This is a genomic window from Nannocystis pusilla (assembly GCF_026626665.1).
Classification (GTDB): domain Bacteria; phylum Myxococcota_A; class Polyangia; order Nannocystales; family Nannocystaceae; genus Nannocystis; species Nannocystis pusilla.
In genome coordinates this window covers 1,976,378-1,995,245 of record NZ_JAPNKE010000002.1, presented here as the reverse complement: position 1 = coordinate 1,995,245, position 18,868 = coordinate 1,976,378, and the positions used below count along the sequence as shown (strand labels likewise).

Here is an 18,868-nt window from a genome sequence, read left to right as displayed (position 1 = left end):
CTCTGGTCCTGTCGGCCGCGGCCGAGCTGTCCCGATGCACCTGTCCGAACATACAGCTGCCGCCAGCCTCGGCGCCGCGCTCGCTCGCTCCGCGCGGGGCGTCGCCGTCTCCGCGTCCCTCGCCGCCTTGCTCGCCTGCCGCCCGCAGGCGGCCGAATCGAGCGAGCCGCGCAGCCCCCCGCCGCTGTTCGTCGCCACTCCCGACCGCCTCTACACGACCGCCCCGCTGAGCGACGGTCTCGCCTTCGTCCCGGTGACCGAGAAGTCGGTCTCGCGCCGGCCCGGCCAGGTCGCAGTCGCCATCAGCTACCCCGAGGTCGACCTCCCCGACGACGACCGCGAGCGCGAGCTCGCCGCGCTGATCCGCGAAGCCGCCGCTCTCGACGCCTGGACCGACGAACGGCTCGAGGGCAAGGTCGGCACCGTCGAGGTCACCTGCGTCACGCCGCTGGCGACCACGCAGATCGTCAGCCTCGTGTGCGAGCGCATCGACGCCACCGTCGACCCCAAGGCCGCCGACGCCGAGCCCGCACCGCCCGAGCTCGTCGCCCGCACCTTCGCCGTCGACGGCGCCCACGTCGTCGCGCTGACCTGGGCCGACGTCCTGCTGCCCGCCGTGAGTCCGCGCCTCGTCGTCATGGCCGCCCTCGACGGCCACGACGCGCGCGACACCTGGCTCTCGGGGCAGTGCGCCGCCGGCGAGCCCGGCTTCAGCGTGTTCGCCTCGGGCCTCGACATCTGGCCCGACCGGCGCACCCCGGAGTGCCCGCAGCTCACCCTCGATCGCCAGCGGATCGCCCCCTTCGTCGTGCCCAACGGCCTCCTCGCCCGCGTCTTCCGCCTCGGCGGCGCCCCGGCCGAGCCCGTCGATCCTGCAGCCGAAGCCGCCGCCGAGGCCTCCGCCGAACCGGCGCCCTGAGCCGCGCGAGCGTCCTCCGCTCCGCCTCGTCCCGTCGCCGAACCTCTGCTGCCCGGCCTCCGCCGAATCGGCGCCCGGAGCCGCGCGAGCGTCCTCCGCTCCGCCTCGTTCCGTCGCCGAACCTCTGCGGCCCGGACTCCGCCGAACCGGCGCCCTGAGCCGCGCGAGCGTCCTCCGCCCCGCCTCGTCCCGTCGCCGAACCTCTGCGGCCCGGACTCCGCCGAACCGGCGCCCTGAGCCGCGCGAGCGTCCTCCGCCCCGCCTCGTCCCGTCGCCGAACCTCTGCGGCCCGGACTCCGCCGAACCGGCGCCCTGAGCCGCGCGAGCGTCCTCCGCTCCGCCTCGTCCCGTCGCCGAACCTCTGCTGCCCGGACTCCGCCGAACCGGCGCCCGGAGCCGCGCGAGCGTCCTCCGCTCCGCCTCGTCCCGTCGCCGAACCTCTGCTGCCCGGCCTCCGCCGAACCGGCGCCCGGAGCCGCGCGAGCGTCCTCCGCTCCGCCTCGTTCCACCGCTCACCTCTGCCCCCGTGCCGCGGCCAAGCTCTTCGCCCGCGCTCGCGCGCACGAGCCCGCACGCCCGCCGCGCCGGCCCCTGCGCGATGATGCTTGCGCGTGCGCGCGCGAACGCCCACCCTGTCGGCCCGTGACCTCTCCTGGCGCCCACGAGCACGACGCGACGGTTCGGCCTGCCGGCTCCGGCGGGGCGCGTCCGAGCTCGCGCCCGCCGACGCTCCCGACTTCCTCGGCGCCCTGCAGCGGCTCGGCTACCACGCCTTTCGCCCCGGTCAGGCCGAGGCCATCGAGGTCCTCATGCAGCGGCGGCGGCTGCTGCTCGTCGCGCCCACCGGCGGCGGCAAGAGCCTCACCTTTCAGCTCCCGGCCAGCGCCTTGCCGGGCACCACCATCGTCCTCTCGCCGCTGATCGCCCTCATGGCCGACCAGGTGCGGGCCCTCGAGGCGCGCGGCGTCACGGCCACCTTCCTCGCCAGCACCCTGCCCGGGCCCGAGATCAGCGCCCGCCTCGGCGCCATGGCGCGCGGCCACTACAAGCTCGTCTACGTCGCCCCCGAGCGGCTCGGCGCGCCCGCCTTCCGCGACATCTGCCGCCGGATCGCCGTCCCCCTGATCGCCGTCGACGAGGCCCACTGCATCAGCGAGTGGGGCCACGACTTCCGCCCGGAGTACCTGCAGATCGGCGAGCTCCTGGCCGACCTCCCGCGCGCCCGCGTGCTCGCCTGCACCGCCACCGCCACCCCGGTGGTGCGCGACGAGATCCTGTCGCGGCTCGGCCTGCCCGCCGACACCCCGCAGATCGTCCGCGGCTTCGCCCGCCCCAACCTGGCCCTCCACGTCGCCGAGGAGGAGGACCGCCGGTCGCGCGAGAAGCTCGTCGATCGCACCCTCGAGGTCGCGCTCGGCCGCGGCCCCGGCAGCCGCCCGCCGGCACATGCCTCTCAGGACATGCCCGCGGGGACAGCCATCGTCTACGCGCCGACGCGCAAGGTCACCGAGCAGGAGTCGGTCCGCCTGGTCGCCCGCGGCTGGCGGGCCGAGGCCTACCACGCCGGCCTGGAGGGCCCGCAGCGCGAGAAGGTCCAGGCCCGCTTCTCGCGCGGCGAGCTCGACGTCGTCGTCGCCACCAACGCCTTCGGCATGGGCATCGACCGCGGCGACGTGCGCGCGGTGATCCACCTGGCCCCGCCGGGCTCGATCGAGGCCTACTACCAGGAGGTCGGCCGCGCCGGTCGCGACGGCCAGGACGCCATGGGCCTGCTCCTCATCGCCCCCGGCGACCTGCCGCTGCGCCGCCGCTTGATCGAGCGCGGCGGCGGCGACGACAGCCCGCCCGACCCGGCGGTCGTCGAGCACAAGTGGAACACCTTCCTCGAGCTGATGCGCTGGGCCGAGGGGGCTCGTGCCGCCACGACGCGATCCTCCGCTACTTCGGCGACGAGGGCGAGGCGCTGGGCGGCTGCGGCCGCTGCGACGTGTGCCGCCAGCTCTCGGCCGACGCCGACGACGACCCCGAGGCCACCACCCTGATCGTCCGCAAGGCGCTCAGCGCGGTCGCCCGGATCCACCGCCGCTTCGGCCTGCAAGCGGCGGTCAGCCTGCTGCGCGGGGCCGCCGACGAGCGGCTCGAGCGCACCGGCCTCGTCAACACGCCCACCTTCGGCGCCCTGCGCGAGCACGACGGCACCTGGCTGCTCCGCCTGCTGCGCCGCTGCGTCGTCGCCGGCTGGGTCGACTTCACCGGCGACGACCGCCCCGTCGTGGTCCTCACCGACATCGGCCGCCGGGTGATGCGCGGCGAGCTGCCGGCGCGGCTGCTGCTGCCGCCGCGTCCGCCCTGCCTCCAAGGACATGCTCTCTGGGACAGGCTCTTCAGGACATGCCCCCAAAGCCAGCTCGCGCGCGAGCGCGCCCGAGGCCGTGCTCGACGCCGCCGCCCTGGCGCTGTTCGAGCGGCTCCGCGCCCACCGCATGCAGGTCGCCAGCCGCGAGGGGGTGCCGCCGTACGTCGTCGCCAGCGACCGCAGCCTGCGCGACCTCGCGCTGCTGCGCCCGCGGAACCGCGACCAGCTGCTCCTCGCCCACGGGATCGGCCCGGCCAAGGCCGACAAGTACGGCGCCGGCCTGCTCGAGGTGATCGCCGCCGCCGGCTGAGCCGCGAACGCCGAGGTCGGCGGTCGTCGCCGCGCGCCCGTGGCAGCAACCCGACCTCCCGCCGTGCTCACCGCAGGCCGCGCTCGTCCGTCCGCGGTGTGCGGCGACAGTCCCTGCTCACCACGGGGTCGCGCTCGTCCGCCGCGCCCCGCCGCTGCGAGCCGCGGCAGCCCCTGCTCTCGCCACGAGGCCGGTCTCGACCCTCCACTCTCCTCTGCGAGCAGCCTCCGTCACGCCCCGGTGAGCGAACCGGCGCGCCGGCCCGCCCGGCCTCGCGAGCGCCCGCTCGCCCGCGCGGCGCCCACGCCCGCTCGCGGCCTCGCTCCGCGCGCCGGGCGATTCGCGAGTATCGTCGGCGCCCGTGCCCGAGCGGCGCTACACCGTCTACCTCCTCCGCTGCGCCGACGGCTCGCTCTACGCCGGCATCACCGACGACCTCGCCCGGCGCCTGGCGACCCACAACGCCGGCAAGGGCGCCAAGTACACGCGGGCGCGGCTGCCGGTCGAGATCGCCTGGAAGCGCGGGCAGCTGCCGCGGCACGCCCGGCGCTGGAGTACGCCCTCAAGGCCCTCCGGCGGGCCGACAAGGAGCGGCTAGTGGCCGGGGACCTCGCCCTGTGGCGGCGGCTGCGGCGGCTCGCCGTGACTCCTTTGTGACCCTGCCGGCCCCGTGCTACAAAGCGCCGCCGCGCCCTATGAGCCTCGAAGTCGTCCACAGCCGGGTCATCCTCGTCCGGCACGGCCACTACGAGCGGATCGGCGACGAGGGCGACACCGTCTGGGGCCTCACGCCGCTGGGCCGGCGCCAGGCCGTGCGCACCGGTCGGCGCCTCGCGCAGATCCTCGACGCCGCCCAGGGCCGGTTCGAGGGCCTGTTCTCGAGCCCCTGGCCGCGCGCCCTGCAGACCGCCGAGATCGCCGCGCACGAGCTCCACATCGACCGGATCAAGGTCAAGCCGTACCTGCACGAGGTCCTGCCGATCGTCGACGCCAACCGGATCGCCGAGTTCGGCGTCCACCCCGGCCTGCCGTTCACCAGCGCCGAGGACCGGGCGATCACCGTCAAGCAGGTCGAGAAGGTCCGCGACCGCTTCTTCCGCACCCCGAAGCAGACGAACTTCGCGGTCATCTTCACCCACGGCAATTTGATCCGCTACCTCGTCGCCCACACCCTGCGCCTCCCCTACGAGGCCTGGAGCCGCTTCGACTGCTCGCACTGCGGGATCACGGAGCTCCGGATCTACCAGGAAGACTTCGAGGCGCTGATCAACTACAACGACACCGGCCACCTGCCGCCGTCGCTGATCACCACCGCCTGAGCGCGCCTGTCCGCTGGGACATGCCCGATCGAGCATGTCCCGGAGGCCATGTCACAGCCCCTTCCGGCCGAGGGCGTGGGCGATGCCGCTCTGCAGGGTCCCGCGGGTGATCAGGTTGGTGAAGTCGGCCTGGAGGTTCACCAGGGTCTGCGCGACCTCGGGGCGGATGCCGGTGAGGATGACCTCCGCGCCGAGCAAGCGGGCCGCCTGGGCCGCCCGCAGCAGCGCGTTGGCGACCGCGGTGTCGACCACCGGGACGCCGGTGATGTCGAGGATCACGAACTTGCCGCGCCCGTTCGCCAGCCCCGCGAGCATGCTCTGCATGACCTGCTGCGCGCGCATCGAGTCCAGCATCCCGATCAGCGGCATGACGAGGATCTCGTCGGTGATCGGGATCAGCGGCGTCGACAGCTCCGCGATGGCGACCGCCTGGGCGCGGATGATCTCGTCTTGCCGGCGCGCCTCGGCCTCCTCGGCCTGCTTGCGCGCGGTGATGTCGGTGTCGATCTTCAGCACCGCCAGGGCTCCGCCGGCGGGGTCGCGCTTGAGCACCCAGCGCGTCGCCACGATCACCTGCCGACCGTCGCGGCAGGTGTGCGTCAGCTCGCCGTCCCAGAAGCCGTCGGCCAGCAGCCGGCGCCGGCCCTCCTCCACCTCGCCGGCGGTGTGCAGGAGCGCGTGCAAGTCGCGACCGAGCGCCTCCTCGCGGGAGTAGCCGTAGGTCCGTTCGGCGCCGCGGTTCCAGTAGGTGATCGCGCCGTCGAGCCGCCGGACGATGATCGCGTCGTGGACCAGGTCCAGCAGCTCGGCCTGCTCGCGCAGCTCGGCCTGGCCGCGCAGGCGCTCGGTGATGTCGTGGGTCACGCCGATGACGCCGACCACGCCTTCGTCGGCGTCGCGGACCGGGACGAACCGCGACTCGAGGTCGTGGCCGTGATCGGAGTGTTGGACCACCAGCGTCTCGCCCGCGAGCGCCCGCTGCATGTTGTTCACCCCGTCGCTGCTCTCTCCGTACAGCGTGTAGAAGTTCTGTCCAACGATGGTGCCGGGCGGCAGACCCAGGGGCTTGAGCCCACCTCCCTCGGAGACGACGATCGTGCCGCCGCTGTCGACGGCCCAGACGATGACGTCCAGGTTGTTGAAGATCGCACGCACCGCATCGAGTCGCTCCAGCATCGCCATCGCTCGTCAGCCTTCGCGGCACGATACTGCGGAACGCGGTTACAACTGCGTTACGAGGCCCTTGCAGGCGCGCGCGCCAGAGCTCCGCGTCGTCCCTCGCGGCGCGTCGGAGCCGCCGACGCACGCGTGGACATGCCCCGCGATCGAGACCCGCGCTCACACGCCGATGCGTACAGGTGACCGGAGGTAAACGGCCTCGCAGGCGCACCTCGGCGGGCCATGGCGCGTCGACCGGAAAATCTTGCTGATGCGACAAACCTTCGACAGCCACCGCTCGCGCAGGCGAGCCCCGCGACGATCCTGGAGCACAGACGGGCCCCGCGAGAGCCCGCCATGACCGCAGGTGCAGGCGAGTCGACGAGGCCCGTCTGCGGCGAGATCGCAGCCTCGGGCGCCGTCGGCGGGCGTGGCGCGCGATGACTCGCGGCCCTGCCGCCGGGGACGAAGGCCGCGCCTGACGCGAGCATGTCCTTCGAGACAGCTCGCGCGCGTCGAGCAGCGACACGCGACCTGCCGCCGCGTCCCGACCGTATCGCCTAGAAGTGGTAGTCGAGGCGGTACGGCACGCAGGCCAGCATCTCCGGGTTGTCCACCTTGATCCACACCTTCGCCGAGTCGTCCAGGCCCGTGCAGTTCAGCCCCGGCGACACCGTCCCGAGCCCGCAGCAGCCCTTCTGACCCATCGGCGCGGTGTCGGGCGTGTCGTTGGCCCCGCACGTCACCGACGTCGTGCCGTTGTCGCACTGCATGTACACACACAGCCGACCGGCGTCGTTCTCGGCCACCAGAGTGCGCGACGGGTCGACCATGTTGAGGAACGCGTCGACCCCCGTGAACGTGAACCAGTCGACGTCGCCGGAGCCCTGGATCGTCCCGCACGCGAACGACCCGTTGGCGTCGGCGTCCGTGATCTCGCCCAGGCTGTGGGCGGTCGCCTGCGTCTCGTGCGGCTCCGCGCCGTAGTCCTCGCACGCGTCCGTGACCTCCTTGCACGCCTGGCAGCTCGCGTCGGAGTGGCAGAAGCTGGCGCCCATCGGTCCGCACGGGCTGTGCATCGGCTTGGCCGAGAACACCGGCTCGCCGGCCATGCACGTGTCGATCGTGCAGTCGTTGTCGTCGTTCGGCAGGTCGTCGTCGGCCGGCGTGTACTCGACCTGTCCCTGAAGACAGCCCGCCAGCTTGCAGTCCCCGGGCGCCTGCGGCGGCGGATCGTCGGTCGGGATCTCCTTCGTCCCGCCGCCGCCGTCGCACACCGTCGCCCGGCAGTCGCCCGGCAGATCGTCGACGGGTGTCCCTTCGGCCAGGTTCATCGTCCCGCACGTCCCGGCCTCGCAGGTCGGCGCCTGGCAGGTCGGCGCCTGGCAGTCTGCCGCCGTCTGGCACTCCGCCGGCGCGCCCGTCGTCGGCGACGTCGTCGTCGGCTCGCCCGTCGTCGGCGTCGCCGTCGTCCCGCTGGTCGGCTCCGGCGTCGTCGTCGTCGGCCCCGTCGTCATCGTCGCGCTCGCGTCGGTCGACGTCCCCGTCGTCGTCCCCTCGCTCGCTCCGCCGGTGCTCGCCCCCGGTCCGCTGTCGCCGCAACCTCCGAGCACCAGCGCCGCCGCGATCGTCCACGTCCCCCGCATGCCGAACACCTCCTGCGCCCGACGCTATCGCCGCCGCGTGTGCGCCTCGTGTGCGGGCGATCACCGGCGCCCCTCGGCGAACGCTTGCGCAGCACGCCGCGCTCGACCGCTCGCAGGCCCGCCACTTCGGCCGCGGCCTCGCGTGGAGGCGCCTCTGTCTCCATCACTGCGGCGCAGCTCGCTGCGCACGCGCACGATCGCCGCTCGTCGCCGTCCCGCGATGTCGCGCCGGCGCTCGTCGGATCCTCCGACCCGGCTCCCGCGCTCGCTTCGACCGTGAGCTCGCGGAGCACGTCGCAGATCGTTCCGCTCCTGCGGGCTCGCGGCTGCGCGCCCGCGGCGATCGCTGCTAACCTTCGCCGCCATGCGCAGCCTCGTCGGCGTCTTGCACCTCCCGCCGCTCCCCGGCAGCCCGCGCAGCAGCGAGCCCGTCGCCGCGCTCGCCCGCGCAGTCGCCCGCGACGCCCGGGCCCTCGCCGCGGCCGGCTTCGATCTCGCCGTCGTCGAGAACTTCGGCGACGTCCCCTTCTTCAAGGGACATGTCCCTCCGGTCAGCATCGCCGGCATCACCGCCTGCGCCCTCGCGGTGCGCGACGCCTGCCCCGACCTCGCGCTCGGCATCAACGTCCTGCGCAACGACGGCCTCGCCGCGGTCGCCATCGCCGTCGTCGTCGGCGCCGCGAGCGTGCGGATCAACGTCCTCTCCGGCGCGCGCGTCACCGATCAGGGCGTCGTCGAGGGTCAGGCCGCCGACGTCCTCCGTCTCCGCCGCGAGCTCGGGCGGCCCGACCTCCAGATCTGGGCCGACGTCGCGGTCAAGCACTCCGCCCCGCTCGCCGCCCGCGACCTCGCCGACGAGACCCGCGACCTCGTCCAGCGCAGCCTCGCCGACGCCGTCCTCGTCACCGGCAGCGGCACCGGCGAGGCCGTCGATCCCGACCACCTGCGCAGCGTACGGGCGGCCGCCGGCGGCGTCCCGCTCTACGTCGCCAGCGGCGCCACCGAGGCCGCCCTGCCCGTCCTCGCCGAGCTGTGCGACGGCGTCATCGTCGGCAGCGCTCTGCGAGCCGACGGCCGCGCCGGCGGCCCCGTCGACCCCGAGCGCGCCCGTCGCTTCGCCGACGCCTACCGGGCCGCCTGCGCCCGCGCCTGAGCTCTGCGGGCCTCGTCCCGACCGGGCGCGAACGCGGCGCGCCCACCAGGATTCGAACCTGGGACCCTCGGCTTAGAAGGCCGATGCTCTATCCAACTGAGCTATGGGCGCAGGGCCTCGGGAGGCCGTGGAACAGGCCGCGAACGGCCGTGGAACAAGAAATTGGTCGGGGCGAGAGGATTCGAACCTCCGGCATCCTGCACCCAAAGCAGGCGCGCTACCAGACTGCGCTACGCCCCGAGCGGCCCCGGACCATACACGACCCCTGGGCCGCGATCCAGCGCCACGACACCTCTTCGCCGCCCGCCCGCCGGCCTTCTGGACGCCGTCCTCTGCGCGCCCTCTCCCCGCCCTCGCGCTCAGGATCGGGCCGACACGGCCGCGCCGGCGCCACTGCACCCTCTCCGCAGCTCGCCCGGCCGCTCGGTCCTCGGCCCGCCGCCTGCCGGCCCTCGTGCCCCCGACCGTGCCCGTGCGGCCGCGATCCGCCGCCTCGCGGCCTCGCCGCCCGCTCAGCCCAGCACCGCCGGAAGCGCCGCCAGCAGCTCCGCCGTCGCCCGCCCGCGGTGGGACAGCGCGTTCTTCTCGGCCGGCGCCAGCTCGGCGGACGAGCGGGCGCTGCCGGTCGGCCAGAAGTACGGGTCGTAGCCGAACCCGCCCGAGCCGCGCGGCGACGTCCGCACCTCCCCGTCCCAGCGGCCCGTGAACAGCCGCACTCCCGCCTCCGCGCCCGCGATCGGCCCGCCGTCGACCCGCGTCAGCGCCAGCACGCACAGGTAATGCGCCGGCGAGCCCTCGAGCTTGCGGGCGCCCAGCTCGGCCACCAGGCGGGCGTTGTTGGCCGCGTCGTCCGCCTGCGGCCCCGCGAAGTACGCCGAATCGACCCCTGGCGCCCCGTCCAGCGCTTCCACGCAGATCCCCGAGTCGTCCGCCAGCACCAGCGTCGTCCCCGGCTCCCCGCGGCCTTTCAGCCAGCCTGCGATCCCCAGCGCCTTGAGGCGCGCGTGCGCCTCGAAGCTGCCCTGGTCCTCCGGGATCTCCGGCGCCGGCCCGAGCGAGCGCGCCGAGCAGACCGTCAGCGGCAGCCCGGCCGCGCGCACCATCGCCGCCAGCTCCGTCACCTTGTGCGGGTTGCCGGTCGCCAGCACCAGCCTTCGGGACATGTCCGAACCGTCCTGCGCGATCATCTACGAACTCACAATCCTGCCTGTTCAGACACCTTCGCCAGCGCCGCCCGCTGGCCGGCGAACAGCGACGCGATGCCCGACTCGGCCAGGTCGAGCATGCGCGACAGCGTCGGGCGGTCGAACCCGCCGCGCTCGCCGGTGCCCTGGACCTCCACCAGCCCGCCGCGCTCGAGCATCACCACGTTGCAGTCGACCACCGCCTGGCTGTCCTCCACATAAGCCAGGTCGAGCATCGGCACCTCGGCCCCGGCGGCCGGCAGCGGGCACACGCCGACCGAGACCGCCGCCACCAGCGCGCGCACCGGGTCCGCGGTCAGCACCCCCTCGCGCTGCAGCGCCCGCACGGCCAGCGCCAGCGCCACCATCCCGCCGGTGATCGCCGCCGTGCGCGTCCCGCCGTCGGCCTCGATCACGTCGCAGTCGACCGTCAGCGCCACCGGACCTTGCGGACCGACCAGCTTCTCGAGGTCGATCGCCGCCCGCAGCGAGCGGCCGATGAGCCGCTGGATCTCCTTCGCGCGGCCGTCCGGCTCGCGACGCCCGCGGGGCCGCACCGCGCCGGGCAGCATTGCGTACTCGGCCGTCACCCAGCCGCCCTGGGTCAGCCAGCCGGGCGCTTTGGCCTCGCGGCTGGCGGTGCAGATCACCCGCGTTCGGCCGGTCGCCACCAGCACCGAGCCGAGGGCCGAGCCGATGAAGCCGGGCTCGAGGGAGAAGGGTCGCAATTGATCGAGAGCACGGCCGTCGTGGCGCATGCCTCACCCTAGCAAAACCGAGCCGCGCCTCGCTGTGCAGTCGTCGACGCGGTCCCGTGTCGCGACGCGAGCGACCGAGGGCAAAACACCGGGCCTCGTCGTGGCGGGTGGCTCGCCGCGCTCGAGGGCAGAGCCCCGCGGATGACTCGCCTGCAAGTCGCCCCGCGAACGAGGGCAAAGACCCAGGCGGCCGGAGGACGAAGCGCCCTGATTAAAAAAACAAGGCGAGGTGCCATCGTGGCGCCTCGCCGTGTCTTGCTTGGTGGCTGAGAAGAGGACCGCTTACTTGCCGGCCTCGGGGGCGGGCGGCGGGCCGCGGCGCCACCGGGGGCGGGGCGGCCGGATCGGCCGGCTTGGCGTCCTCGGGCTTCACCTCGGGCTTCGCCTCGACCGGCTTCGGGGTCTCGACCGTCTTGGTAACCTCGGTCTTGGTCTCGACCTTCTTCTCTTCCTTCTTCTCTTCCTTCTTGGCGTCCCCGCCGCAAGCCGGGAGGGACAGGGACATCGCGGCGAGGGCCGCAAGGACGATCTTGGTGTGCTTCATGACGGGTTCTCCTACGTGCCTTGATCGTGGGTCGATCGAGTCGTGAACGGCACTGTAGTCCGAACGCCGCCAATTCGGCAACGATCGAGAGAAAACCGCGGCGCCTGCTGCGCAAGCGGGCGAACACCCGCTATATAGAAGGATCCATGGCGATCGCGGTGGATCGCCGCGAAGCGGCCGGCAGATGGCAGATGACGGCGAATACACATTCGCCCCGGTCGTGGGGAAGCTCAATCTGGGCCGCGTTCGGGCGGTCGCTGTCGCCTTTTATCCTCCCGGCCCATGGAAAACGCGCGCGATCCCTCGGTAGCAGCCATCTTTCAGCCTGACGGGGGTCCGCCGCGGGCCCTGCTCGTCGCCGGGTGTTGCGGCAACGTCGGCTTCGGCAAGCTCGGGCAGCTCGCGCGCATCCTCGCCCGCCACGGCGTCCCCGTGATCGCGCTCGATCTGTCGCCGGCCGTCGACCAGGTCGCCGCCAAGCTCGCCGAGCAGTTCGCCCCGCGCGTCTCGCCGGCCGAGATCGAGGCCATCACGAAGGCCATCATCCCGATCCGGGGCGGCATCGCCGACATCCCGGCCGAGCTCAAGATCGGCCTCGTGTTCGAGGCCGTCCCCGAGAGCCTCGCCATCAAGAAGCCGCTCTACGCCGCCATTCGCGCCCGCGACCCCGAGGCCCTGATCTTCTCGGCTACCAGCGGCTTCACCACCCGGCACCTCTTCGACGGCCTCCCCGGCGCCGACCGCTGCGGCGTCCTGCACCCCTTCTTCCCCCACCTCACCAACAAGCTGTGGAAGCTGCCCGAGCAGGGCGCCGTCACCGGCGCCGCCACGCTCAAGCAGATCAAGGCCTTCCTCGGCCGCGCCGGCATGACCCTGATCTCCGTCGGCGACGTGCCGAGCTTCGCCGCCGACCGCCTGTTCTGCGGGATGATGCTCGAGGCCGTGCGGATCCACGAGAGCACCGGCCTCAGCCCCGCGCAGATCGACGACGCCTGCAAGCAGCTGCTCGGCACCTCCCCCTTCTTCGTCCACAACCTGATCCGCGGCGCCAACGGCCTGTCGGCCCACTGCATGGAGCTCATGCGCGAGGAGGTCGACAGCAGCCTCTACGCCATCCCCGACGCCTGGAAGCCCTACATCGCCGACCCCGGCAAGCAGTGGCCCTACGAGCGCGGCCAGAAGTGCCCGCCGGAGGGCGTCGCGGTCGTCCGCGCGCGCATGTACGGCATGTTGTTCGCCCTCACCGCGCGCATGCTCGCCCACGAGATCGTCGCCGCCGACGCCCTCAACTACCTGGCCGAGAAAGCCCTCGCCTTCCGCGACGGCCCGCCCGCGCTGATCGCCGCCATGGGCCTCGAGCAGGCCGCCGCCCTGACCCGCGCCTTCCTCGTCGAGCAGCAGATCACCCGCGCCGACGAGGTCGCCCCGCTGGACGTGTTCTCGCGGACAGGTCTCGGCGAACATGTCGGATGGGACAGCATCTACGTCGGCCGCGGCGTCAGCGGCGGCGTCGGCCTGATCTCGCTCAAGCGCTCGACCCTCGGCCACACCTTGCTCGCCGAGTTCGGGCGGGCCGTCGACGCCCTGCAGGCCGACCCCGCGGTCGAGGCGATCGTCGTCGCCCCCGACGGCCTCTACAACCGCGACTTCGGCCACGGCGCCGACATCGGCGCCTTCGTCCCGGTCCTCGGCAAGCGGGACGCCGCGCTCGCCCTGATCCAGGGCTGGAAGGCCGCCCTGGCCAAGCTGCGGGCCGGCAAGCCGACCGTCGCCGCGATCGTCGGCCGCGCCCTCGGCGGCGGCATGGAGCTCGCGAGCTCCTGCCACGCCCGGATCGCCGGCGAGGGCGCCGTCATCGCCCAGCCCGAGCCCACCGTCGGCGTGATCCCCGGCCTCGGCGGCTGCCACCTGCTCCACCGCAGCAGCGCCCCCGAGCACTACGCCGCCCTCAACGAGCTGCTGCTGACCGGCAAGAGCATCCACGCCGCGCGCGCGCGCGAGCTCGGCCTCGTCAGCGGCGTCGTCCCGGTGCGCGACCTCCCGCGCGCCAGCGGCGAGCTCGCGCTCGGCCTGGCCCGAGGGACAGCTCCGTTCCCGCCCTTCCGCACCGGCCCCGCCGAGGTCGCCGTCGACCGCGCCGTCGATCCGCGCAACGAGCAGGGCGTCGTCCTCGACGCCGAGCTGCGCGACCTCCTCGCCCGCACCATCGAGGACGCCAACGCCCTCGACGTCGCCGCCGGCGGCGCCCTCGAGGAGCAGCGCGCCGCCGACAGCCTGAGCCAGTCGGCCGCCCGCGTCGGCGTCACCGCCATGAGCCGCGGCAAGCCGCCGGTGTTCGAGCACCCGCTCGCCTGACCGCTCGCGGAGCGCCCCGCCTCCGCGTCCTCCGTTGCACATGCACCGCCGCGAGCGCCCCTGCGCTCGCGGAGGCGACGCTACGACTGCAGCTCGCAGTCGACCTCGCTCGTGCACCTGCGACCGCGCCACGGACACGGAGCGCCCCTACGCTCGCGAAAGCGACGCTACGACCGCAGCTCGCAGTCGACCTCGCTCGTGCACCTGCGACCTCGCCACGGACACGGAGACCGGCCGCGCATGCACATGCACGCCGGGCGCCGCAGAAACTCGAGCCCCGCCGCGCGCGTGCATGACATGCGCACGAACCGGCCCGCGCGCTCGTGAGCGCCCGTGCGCCCGGCCTCGCCCCCGCCTTCGCCTCGATCCGCCGCCGGGCGCCTCGCGTATCCTGGCCCGACGCGTGCGCCGACCGAGCGAGCCCCTGCTGCGCGCCTTTGCGCTCCTCGCCGTCCTGGCGGCCCCTGCGGGCGCGGCGGCGCATGATGTCCCCAAGGACAGGCGGTACGCCACCGTCGTCGTCAGCGATCGCAGCCCGCGCACCGCCTCGCAGCGGACCGTCGGCCCGGCCGAGATCGCCGCCAGCCCGCGCCGGCGCAGCGCCGACGATCTCTTGCGGCTCATCCCCGGCGTCCTCCTGATCCAGCACGGCGCCGAGGGCAAGGGCCAGCAGATGTTCATGCGCGGCTTCGACGCGGCCCACGGCGCCGACATCGAGGTCAAGGTCGCCGGCGTCACCGTCAACGAGCTGTCCAACATCCACGGCCAGGGCTACGTCGACCTCGGCTTCGTCATCCCCGAGGTCGTCCGCCGCGTCACCGCCAACAAGGGCCCGTTCCTGCTCGACCAGGGCAACTTCGCCAACGCCGGCACGATCCGCTTCGACCTCGGCGTCGAGCCGGACGCCCGCGGCAGCCGGGTCGGCTACGAGTTCGGCAGCACCCTGCGCCACCGCGGCGTCTTCGTACATGCCCCGAAGAACATGGCCAAAGAGACATTCTTCGCCGTCGAGGCCATGACCGACAAGGGCTTCGCCGCCGCGCGCGCCGCCCGGCGGGCGACCTTCCTCGGCCAGATCCGCCTTCTCGACAGCAAGACCCATGGCGCCCTCGACCTGACCGCCGGCGTCTACGCGGCCAGGTTCGACGCCCCCGGGGCCGTGCGCGCCGACGACGTCGCCGCCGGGCGCGTCGACTTCGCCGGCGTCTACCGCGACGACGGCGGCGGCCGCTCGGGCCGCCTCTTCACCGCCCTGCGCCACCAGCTCGACCTCGGCGCCGGCAAGCTCGAGCAGCGGCTGCACGGCCAGCTGCGCGCCCTCGACCTCGTCGAGGACTTCACCGGCTACCTCCTCGATCCGCTCGCCGGCGATCGCCGCAACCAGCGGCACCGCTTCGCCAGCCTCGGCTATCAGCTCGAGTACCGGCGCCCGCTCCACCGCACCCTCGAGCTGCTGGCCGGCGGCGCCTGGCAGGGCGACGTCCTGCGCCTGCACGACGTCCGCGCCAGTGTCCGGCATGAGGTCGTCAGCCGCAACTGGGACCTCGGCGCCGGCCAGCACCAGGCCCACGCGCGCGCCGGCCTGCGCTGGCGACCCGTCGATCGCTTCGTCCTCGAGGCCGGCGCCCGCCTCGACCTCATGGCCTACAACGTCCGCGACCGCATCGATCCCGACCGGCGCGCGCGCAAGGTCCTCGCCCTGCCCTCGCCGCGGATCAACGCCAGCGTGCGCCTGGCCCCGTTCGCCACCCTCTTCCTCGCCTACGGCCGCGGCTTGCGGGCGCCCGAGGCCCGCGCCGTGCTCGGCGGCGGCGCCACCCCCGAGGACACCGCGCTCGATCGCTACCGCGGCGGCCCGGCGCGGATCGTCGCCTCCGACAGCGTCGAGGTCGGCACGCGGTTCCAGCACCGCGAGCTGGTCAGCGCCGGCCTGTCGCTGTTCGGCACGTGGATCGATCGTGAGCTCGTCTTCGATCACGTGTCCGCGGTCAACATCGAGCTCAACCGCACGCGCCGGCTCGGCGTCGACTTCGACCTCGCCGTGTGGCCGCGGCGATGGTTGCAGCTGCGCCAGGACGTGAGCCTCGTGCAGGCCCGCTTCGTCGACTCGGGCGCCCCCGTCCCGCTCGCGCCGCCCTTCATGTCGGCGACCGGCCTCACCCTCGTCCACCCCTCGGGCTTCCGCGCCGGCGCTCGCTTCCTCGTCGTCGGCAGCCGCGCCCTCCCGCACGGCGCCCGCACCTCGGCCTACGCCCTCCTCGACCTCAGCCTCGGCTACCGCGTCGGTCCGCTGCAGCTCGACCTGCAGATCGACAACGTCACCAACGCCCGGTGGAAAGAGGGCGAGTACCACTTCGCCTCGTGGTGGGATCGCAGCGAGCCGCGCAGCACGATCCCCACCCTGCACTTCCTCGCCGGCCCGCCGCTGACCGCCCGGATCGGCGCGACCCTGTGGCTGTGACGTCATGAAGCTACCTGTCCTGAACGACCTGTCCTCTCCGACCTGTCTGTCCGATCCTCTCCAGGGCGGTGACCCGTACGCCGGCGCCGCGCGAGGCTCCGTCGGACCGCGCGTGTCTCGACCTGCTCTTTCCACGATGTTTCAGCCGACCTGTCCCGTGGAGCGCCGCGAGGAGACCCTCCGTGGTGCCCCCCGCGGTCCGCCGGTCCCAGGCAGACCCGCGGTTCGGTCGGTCCGGGCACATCACGGCATGTCCTCTCCGCCATGTCCCTTGCGACATGTCTCGCGCTCGCCTGCGCGCCCAGCCAGGAGGCGGCCCGGGTCGAGCTCCCGGTCGTCGTCGATGCCAGCCGGCTCGTCGACGCCACCACCGACCTCGGCTGGAGCATCCACCTCGAGACCGCGCGGATCGCCACGGGAGACCTCGAATTCACGATTCAGGGCGAGATGCACGCCCTCGCGCGGCTGTGGGATCTGCTCGTCCCGCCGGCCGTCGCCCACCCTGGCCACTACGCCGGCGGCGACGTCACCGGCGCCTTGCCGGGCAGCTTCGTGCTCGACTGGATCGTCGGCGACGGCGACGAGCTCGGGCGCGCCGAGCTGCTCGCCGGCAACTACCACGGCTGCAACATCGCCTTCCGCCGCGCCGACGAGTTGCCGGCCGACGACCCGCTCGCCGGGCACACCGCGCAGTTCGTCGGCACCGCCAGCAAGGACGGCCAGGAGCTCGCCTTCGCGGCGGTCCTCGACCTCGACCTCGGCGCCGCGGTCATCGGCGCCCCGTTCGACCTCGACATCGACGAGGCCAGCGCCGGCACGCTCGGCGTGCAGCTGCGGCTCCGCGACGACACCAGCGGCGCCGCCTTGTTCGACGGCGTCGACTTTGCCGCCCTCGATCCGGGCGCCGGCACCCCGGTGAGCATCGGCCCCGGCGACCCCGCGCACAACCTCGTCCGGCGCGCATTGCAGTCGCACGTGTTCTACACTGTCGCTCCTCTCTGATCCCGAGAACCGCCATGCGTACCGTCCTGCTCCCGCTCCTGCTCGCCTGCGCCTGCACAGGCGCCCCCGAGCGCACCTACGAGGCCTCCATCTACGGCGAAGAGTTCATCGAGGAGGGCATCCCCGCCACGATCTTCGCCGACAACTGGGCCGTCAGCTTCGACAAGTTCTTGATCAGCGTCGGCGGCATCGAGGTCGACGGCCAGGCGCTCGGCGAGGACGGTGAGTCGTACCGGATCTTCGACCTCGCCCAGGCCAGCGACGGCGACGGCTTCCCGATCTCGGCGGGTCCGATCGCCGCCGAGAACCCGCTGGCCACGTACGTCGTCGGCCCGAGCAGCGACGCGGTCGCCGGCAACGCGACCGACGAGGACGTCGCGCTGATGAAGGACGGCGGCCACTCGATCTACGTCCAGGGCACCGCCACCCGCGGCGGCGAGGCGCTCACCTTCATCTGGGGCTTCTCCACCCGCACGATCTACAGCGACTGCGAGCTGGCCGGCGACACCGACGTGCAGCTCACGATCCACGCCGATCACCTGTTCTACGACGACCTGTTCTCCGAGAACCCGAAGGTCACGTTCGACCTGATCGCCGCCAGCGACGACGGCGACGGCGAGCTCACGGCCGACGACCTGCGCGCCGTCGACATCACCACCCAGGAGCGCTACCAGGTCGGCGACCTGACGAACATCACCGACCTGTGGTCGTTCGTCGAGCAGCTCACCACCACCCTCGGCCACATCAACGGCGAGGGCCACTGCACGGCCGTCCGCACCGACTGACGCCCCCGCTTGCGCCCGCCCTTCCCCTCGGGGCATGCCCTGAAAAACATGTTTTGAAGAGCATGCTCGATAGGGCATGCTCTTCGGGCCATGTCGGTGAAGACGCCCCGCGCCGGCCTCCGCTCGTGGGTCCCGGCGCGCTCGCAGGGGCGTTGCCTGCCCGGGAGCCGACCGCCTGCCGTCGCTCGAAGGCCCCCACCCAGCGTCCCGCCGCGGGATCCTCGAGCATCGGCCAGCCCCCGGGCGCGCGCCGTCCTTGGGGCCGGCGCCTCGTGTCCGGCGCTCGACGACGCGCGCGACGTGCACGGCCCTCACCGCCGCGCTAGGCTCGGCGCCATGTTCACCCGCCCCGTCCTCGCGTTCGCGGCGCTGCTTCTCGTGTCACCCGGTTGTGGTCCCGAGGACGAGGCGCTCCCGCCGAGCGGCATCTACCGCATGACCGCCGTCACCCTCGAGAACGACTGCCATCCGAAGCTCGACGATGATCACACCGGCGAGGAAGTCGTCCACGTCACGCCCGAGTGGATCAAGGTGCCCCTCGTCCAATCCTCGGCATCTCCGAGACCTGTGAGGCGTGCGTGGCCCTCACCGGCTACCTCTTCATGCAGGTGAACCTCGACCCGGAGGCCGGCGGGTACGCCCTCGAGTGGCAAGGAAGCGGGTGCTTGCAGAGCGAGCGCATCGAGGTCGAGCCCGTCGACGGCGAGTCGGTGCGCAGCCGGATCACCGACGACTGGCGCGACGACGGCAACTGCGCCTGGGCCGGCGAGGGCTGCACCGTGGTCCGCGAGTACACCTACGAGCTCGTCGAGCCCTGCGACGACTGCGAGTTCCCGCTGCACCTCGACGAGTGAACCGTCGCGCCGCTCCAATCTACCTGCCCTCTCGGGCATGTCCTCGGGGACATGCCCGAGCGCC

17 protein-coding genes, 2 tRNA genes and 1 pseudogene are annotated in these 18,868 nt (G+C 73.3%); 13 read left to right on the top strand and 7 right to left on the bottom strand.

Features of this window, described 5'->3' with window-relative positions; all coding sequences use genetic code 11:
* Window positions 1-34 precede the first annotated feature (34 nt).
* The 6 genes and pseudogenes from OV079_RS08815 (at window position 35) to OV079_RS08790 (ending at window position 4,904) form a co-directional block, all read left to right on the top strand.
* Window positions 35-919: a hypothetical protein gene (locus tag OV079_RS08815; RefSeq protein WP_267767416.1), complete on the top strand. Its 885-nt coding sequence runs from the start codon at window positions 35-37 to the stop codon at window positions 917-919.
* Between the two features lie 611 nt (window positions 920-1,530).
* The gene (locus tag OV079_RS08810; RefSeq protein WP_267767415.1) at window positions 1,531-2,961 is read left to right on the top strand and encodes a RecQ family ATP-dependent DNA helicase; all 1,431 of its coding nucleotides are present in this window, start codon (window positions 1,531-1,533) and stop codon (window positions 2,959-2,961) included.
* A pseudogene (locus OV079_RS55675) lies at window positions 2,850-3,188 on the top strand (RQC domain-containing protein); the annotation flags it as partial. The gene OV079_RS08810 and the pseudogene OV079_RS55675, both read left to right, overlap by 112 nt.
* Before the next feature lie 94 nt (window positions 3,189-3,282).
* Complete coding sequence (locus OV079_RS08800) at window positions 3,283-3,585, top strand: HRDC domain-containing protein (RefSeq protein WP_267767414.1); 303 nt, start codon at window positions 3,283-3,285, stop codon at window positions 3,583-3,585.
* 361 nt (window positions 3,586-3,946) lie between these two features.
* Window positions 3,947-4,183, top strand: a complete 237-nt coding sequence (locus OV079_RS08795; RefSeq protein ID WP_267767412.1) for a GIY-YIG nuclease family protein — start codon at window positions 3,947-3,949, stop codon at window positions 4,181-4,183.
* A gap of 97 nt (window positions 4,184-4,280) precedes the next feature.
* A complete protein-coding gene (locus tag OV079_RS08790) occupies window positions 4,281-4,904 on the top strand; it encodes a histidine phosphatase family protein (protein ID WP_267778485.1) in 624 nt (207 codons plus the stop codon).
* Window positions 4,905-4,955: 51 nt separating this feature from the next.
* On the opposite strand, the gene OV079_RS08785 is transcribed toward OV079_RS08790, so the two are convergent.
* Window positions 4,956-6,080 carry a PAS domain S-box protein gene (locus OV079_RS08785; protein WP_267767411.1) on the bottom strand — a complete coding sequence of 375 codons (1,125 nt, stop codon included), beginning with the start codon at window positions 6,078-6,080 and terminating at the stop codon, window positions 4,956-4,958.
* 542 nt (window positions 6,081-6,622) lie between these two features.
* Entirely contained in the window at window positions 6,623-7,708 is a 1,086-nt protein-coding gene (locus OV079_RS08780) for a hypothetical protein (protein WP_267767409.1), read from the bottom strand.
* 364 nt (window positions 7,709-8,072) lie between these two features.
* Between OV079_RS08780 and OV079_RS08775 the strand changes: the two genes are divergently transcribed.
* A complete protein-coding gene (locus tag OV079_RS08775) occupies window positions 8,073-8,861 on the top strand; it encodes a BtpA/SgcQ family protein (RefSeq protein ID WP_267767408.1) in 789 nt (262 codons plus the stop codon).
* A gap of 37 nt (window positions 8,862-8,898) precedes the next feature.
* Here OV079_RS08775 and OV079_RS08770 read toward each other — a convergent pair.
* From OV079_RS08770 to OV079_RS08750, 5 genes are all read right to left on the bottom strand, one after another.
* Window positions 8,899-8,972 (bottom strand) — tRNA-Arg (locus tag OV079_RS08770).
* A gap of 52 nt (window positions 8,973-9,024) precedes the next feature.
* Window positions 9,025-9,101: transfer RNA gene (locus tag OV079_RS08765), tRNA-Pro, on the bottom strand.
* 272 nt (window positions 9,102-9,373) lie between these two features.
* A complete protein-coding gene (locus OV079_RS08760) occupies window positions 9,374-10,024 on the bottom strand; it encodes a non-canonical purine NTP pyrophosphatase (protein ID WP_267767407.1) in 651 nt (216 codons plus the stop codon).
* Window positions 10,025-10,056: 32 nt separating this feature from the next.
* The gene (rph, locus tag OV079_RS08755) at window positions 10,057-10,803 is read right to left on the bottom strand and encodes a ribonuclease PH (protein ID WP_267767406.1); all 747 of its coding nucleotides are present in this window, start codon (window positions 10,801-10,803) and stop codon (window positions 10,057-10,059) included.
* A 211-nt stretch (window positions 10,804-11,014) separates the two neighbouring features.
* Window positions 11,015-11,347 carry a hypothetical protein gene (locus OV079_RS08750; RefSeq protein ID WP_267767405.1) on the bottom strand — a complete coding sequence of 111 codons (333 nt, stop codon included), beginning with the start codon at window positions 11,345-11,347 and terminating at the stop codon, window positions 11,015-11,017.
* Between the two features lie 282 nt (window positions 11,348-11,629).
* On the opposite strand from OV079_RS08750, the gene OV079_RS08745 reads away from it, so the two are divergent.
* The 6 genes from OV079_RS08745 (at window position 11,630) to OV079_RS08720 (ending at window position 18,804) form a co-directional block, all read left to right on the top strand.
* Complete coding sequence (locus tag OV079_RS08745; protein WP_267767404.1) at window positions 11,630-13,702, top strand: enoyl-CoA hydratase-related protein; 2,073 nt, start codon at window positions 11,630-11,632, stop codon at window positions 13,700-13,702.
* Window positions 13,703-14,105: 403 nt separating this feature from the next.
* On the top strand, window positions 14,106-16,163 hold the full coding sequence (locus tag OV079_RS08740) for a TonB-dependent receptor (protein ID WP_267767403.1): 2,058 nt from the start codon (window positions 14,106-14,108) through the stop codon (window positions 16,161-16,163).
* Window positions 16,164-16,427: 264 nt separating this feature from the next.
* A complete protein-coding gene (locus tag OV079_RS08735; protein WP_267767401.1) occupies window positions 16,428-17,165 on the top strand; it encodes a hypothetical protein in 738 nt (245 codons plus the stop codon).
* 14 nt (window positions 17,166-17,179) lie between these two features.
* Window positions 17,180-17,950 carry a hypothetical protein gene (locus tag OV079_RS08730; protein WP_267767399.1) on the top strand — a complete coding sequence of 257 codons (771 nt, stop codon included), beginning with the start codon at window positions 17,180-17,182 and terminating at the stop codon, window positions 17,948-17,950.
* 336 nt (window positions 17,951-18,286) lie between these two features.
* Window positions 18,287-18,562: a hypothetical protein gene (locus tag OV079_RS08725; RefSeq protein ID WP_267767398.1), complete on the top strand. Its 276-nt coding sequence runs from the start codon at window positions 18,287-18,289 to the stop codon at window positions 18,560-18,562.
* Window positions 18,529-18,804 (top strand): hypothetical protein, encoded by a 276-nt coding sequence (locus OV079_RS08720; protein WP_267767396.1) that lies wholly within the window; start codon window positions 18,529-18,531, stop codon window positions 18,802-18,804. The genes OV079_RS08725 and OV079_RS08720 overlap by 34 nt, the downstream gene beginning before the upstream one ends.
* Window positions 18,805-18,868: the final 64 nt, after the last annotated feature.

Excerpts from the sequence above, each read along its gene's own strand:
- OV079_RS08815 (WP_267767416.1), top strand. The coding sequence starts at position 35 with ATGCACCTGTCCGAACATACAGCTGCCGCCAGCCTCGGCGCCGCGCTC.
- OV079_RS08800 (WP_267767414.1), top strand. The coding sequence starts at position 3,283 with ATGCTCTCTGGGACAGGCTCTTCAGGACATGCCCCCAAAGCCAGCTCG.
- OV079_RS08790 (WP_267778485.1), top strand. The coding sequence starts at position 4,281 with ATGAGCCTCGAAGTCGTCCACAGCCGGGTCATCCTCGTCCGGCACGGC.
- OV079_RS08785 (WP_267767411.1), bottom strand. The coding sequence starts at position 6,080 with ATGCTGGAGCGACTCGATGCGGTGCGTGCGATCTTCAACAACCTGGAC.
- OV079_RS08780 (WP_267767409.1), bottom strand. The coding sequence starts at position 7,708 with ATGCGGGGGACGTGGACGATCGCGGCGGCGCTGGTGCTCGGAGGTTGC.
- OV079_RS08775 (WP_267767408.1), top strand. The coding sequence starts at position 8,073 with ATGCGCAGCCTCGTCGGCGTCTTGCACCTCCCGCCGCTCCCCGGCAGC.
- OV079_RS08760 (WP_267767407.1), bottom strand. The coding sequence starts at position 10,024 with ATGTCCCGAAGGCTGGTGCTGGCGACCGGCAACCCGCACAAGGTGACG.
- rph (WP_267767406.1), bottom strand. The coding sequence starts at position 10,803 with ATGCGCCACGACGGCCGTGCTCTCGATCAATTGCGACCCTTCTCCCTC.
- OV079_RS08750 (WP_267767405.1), bottom strand. The coding sequence starts at position 11,347 with ATGAAGCACACCAAGATCGTCCTTGCGGCCCTCGCCGCGATGTCCCTG.
- OV079_RS08745 (WP_267767404.1), top strand. The coding sequence starts at position 11,630 with ATGGAAAACGCGCGCGATCCCTCGGTAGCAGCCATCTTTCAGCCTGAC.
- OV079_RS08735 (WP_267767401.1), top strand. The coding sequence starts at position 16,428 with ATGTCCCTTGCGACATGTCTCGCGCTCGCCTGCGCGCCCAGCCAGGAG.
- OV079_RS08730 (WP_267767399.1), top strand. The coding sequence starts at position 17,180 with ATGCGTACCGTCCTGCTCCCGCTCCTGCTCGCCTGCGCCTGCACAGGC.
- OV079_RS08725 (WP_267767398.1), top strand. The coding sequence starts at position 18,287 with ATGTTCACCCGCCCCGTCCTCGCGTTCGCGGCGCTGCTTCTCGTGTCA.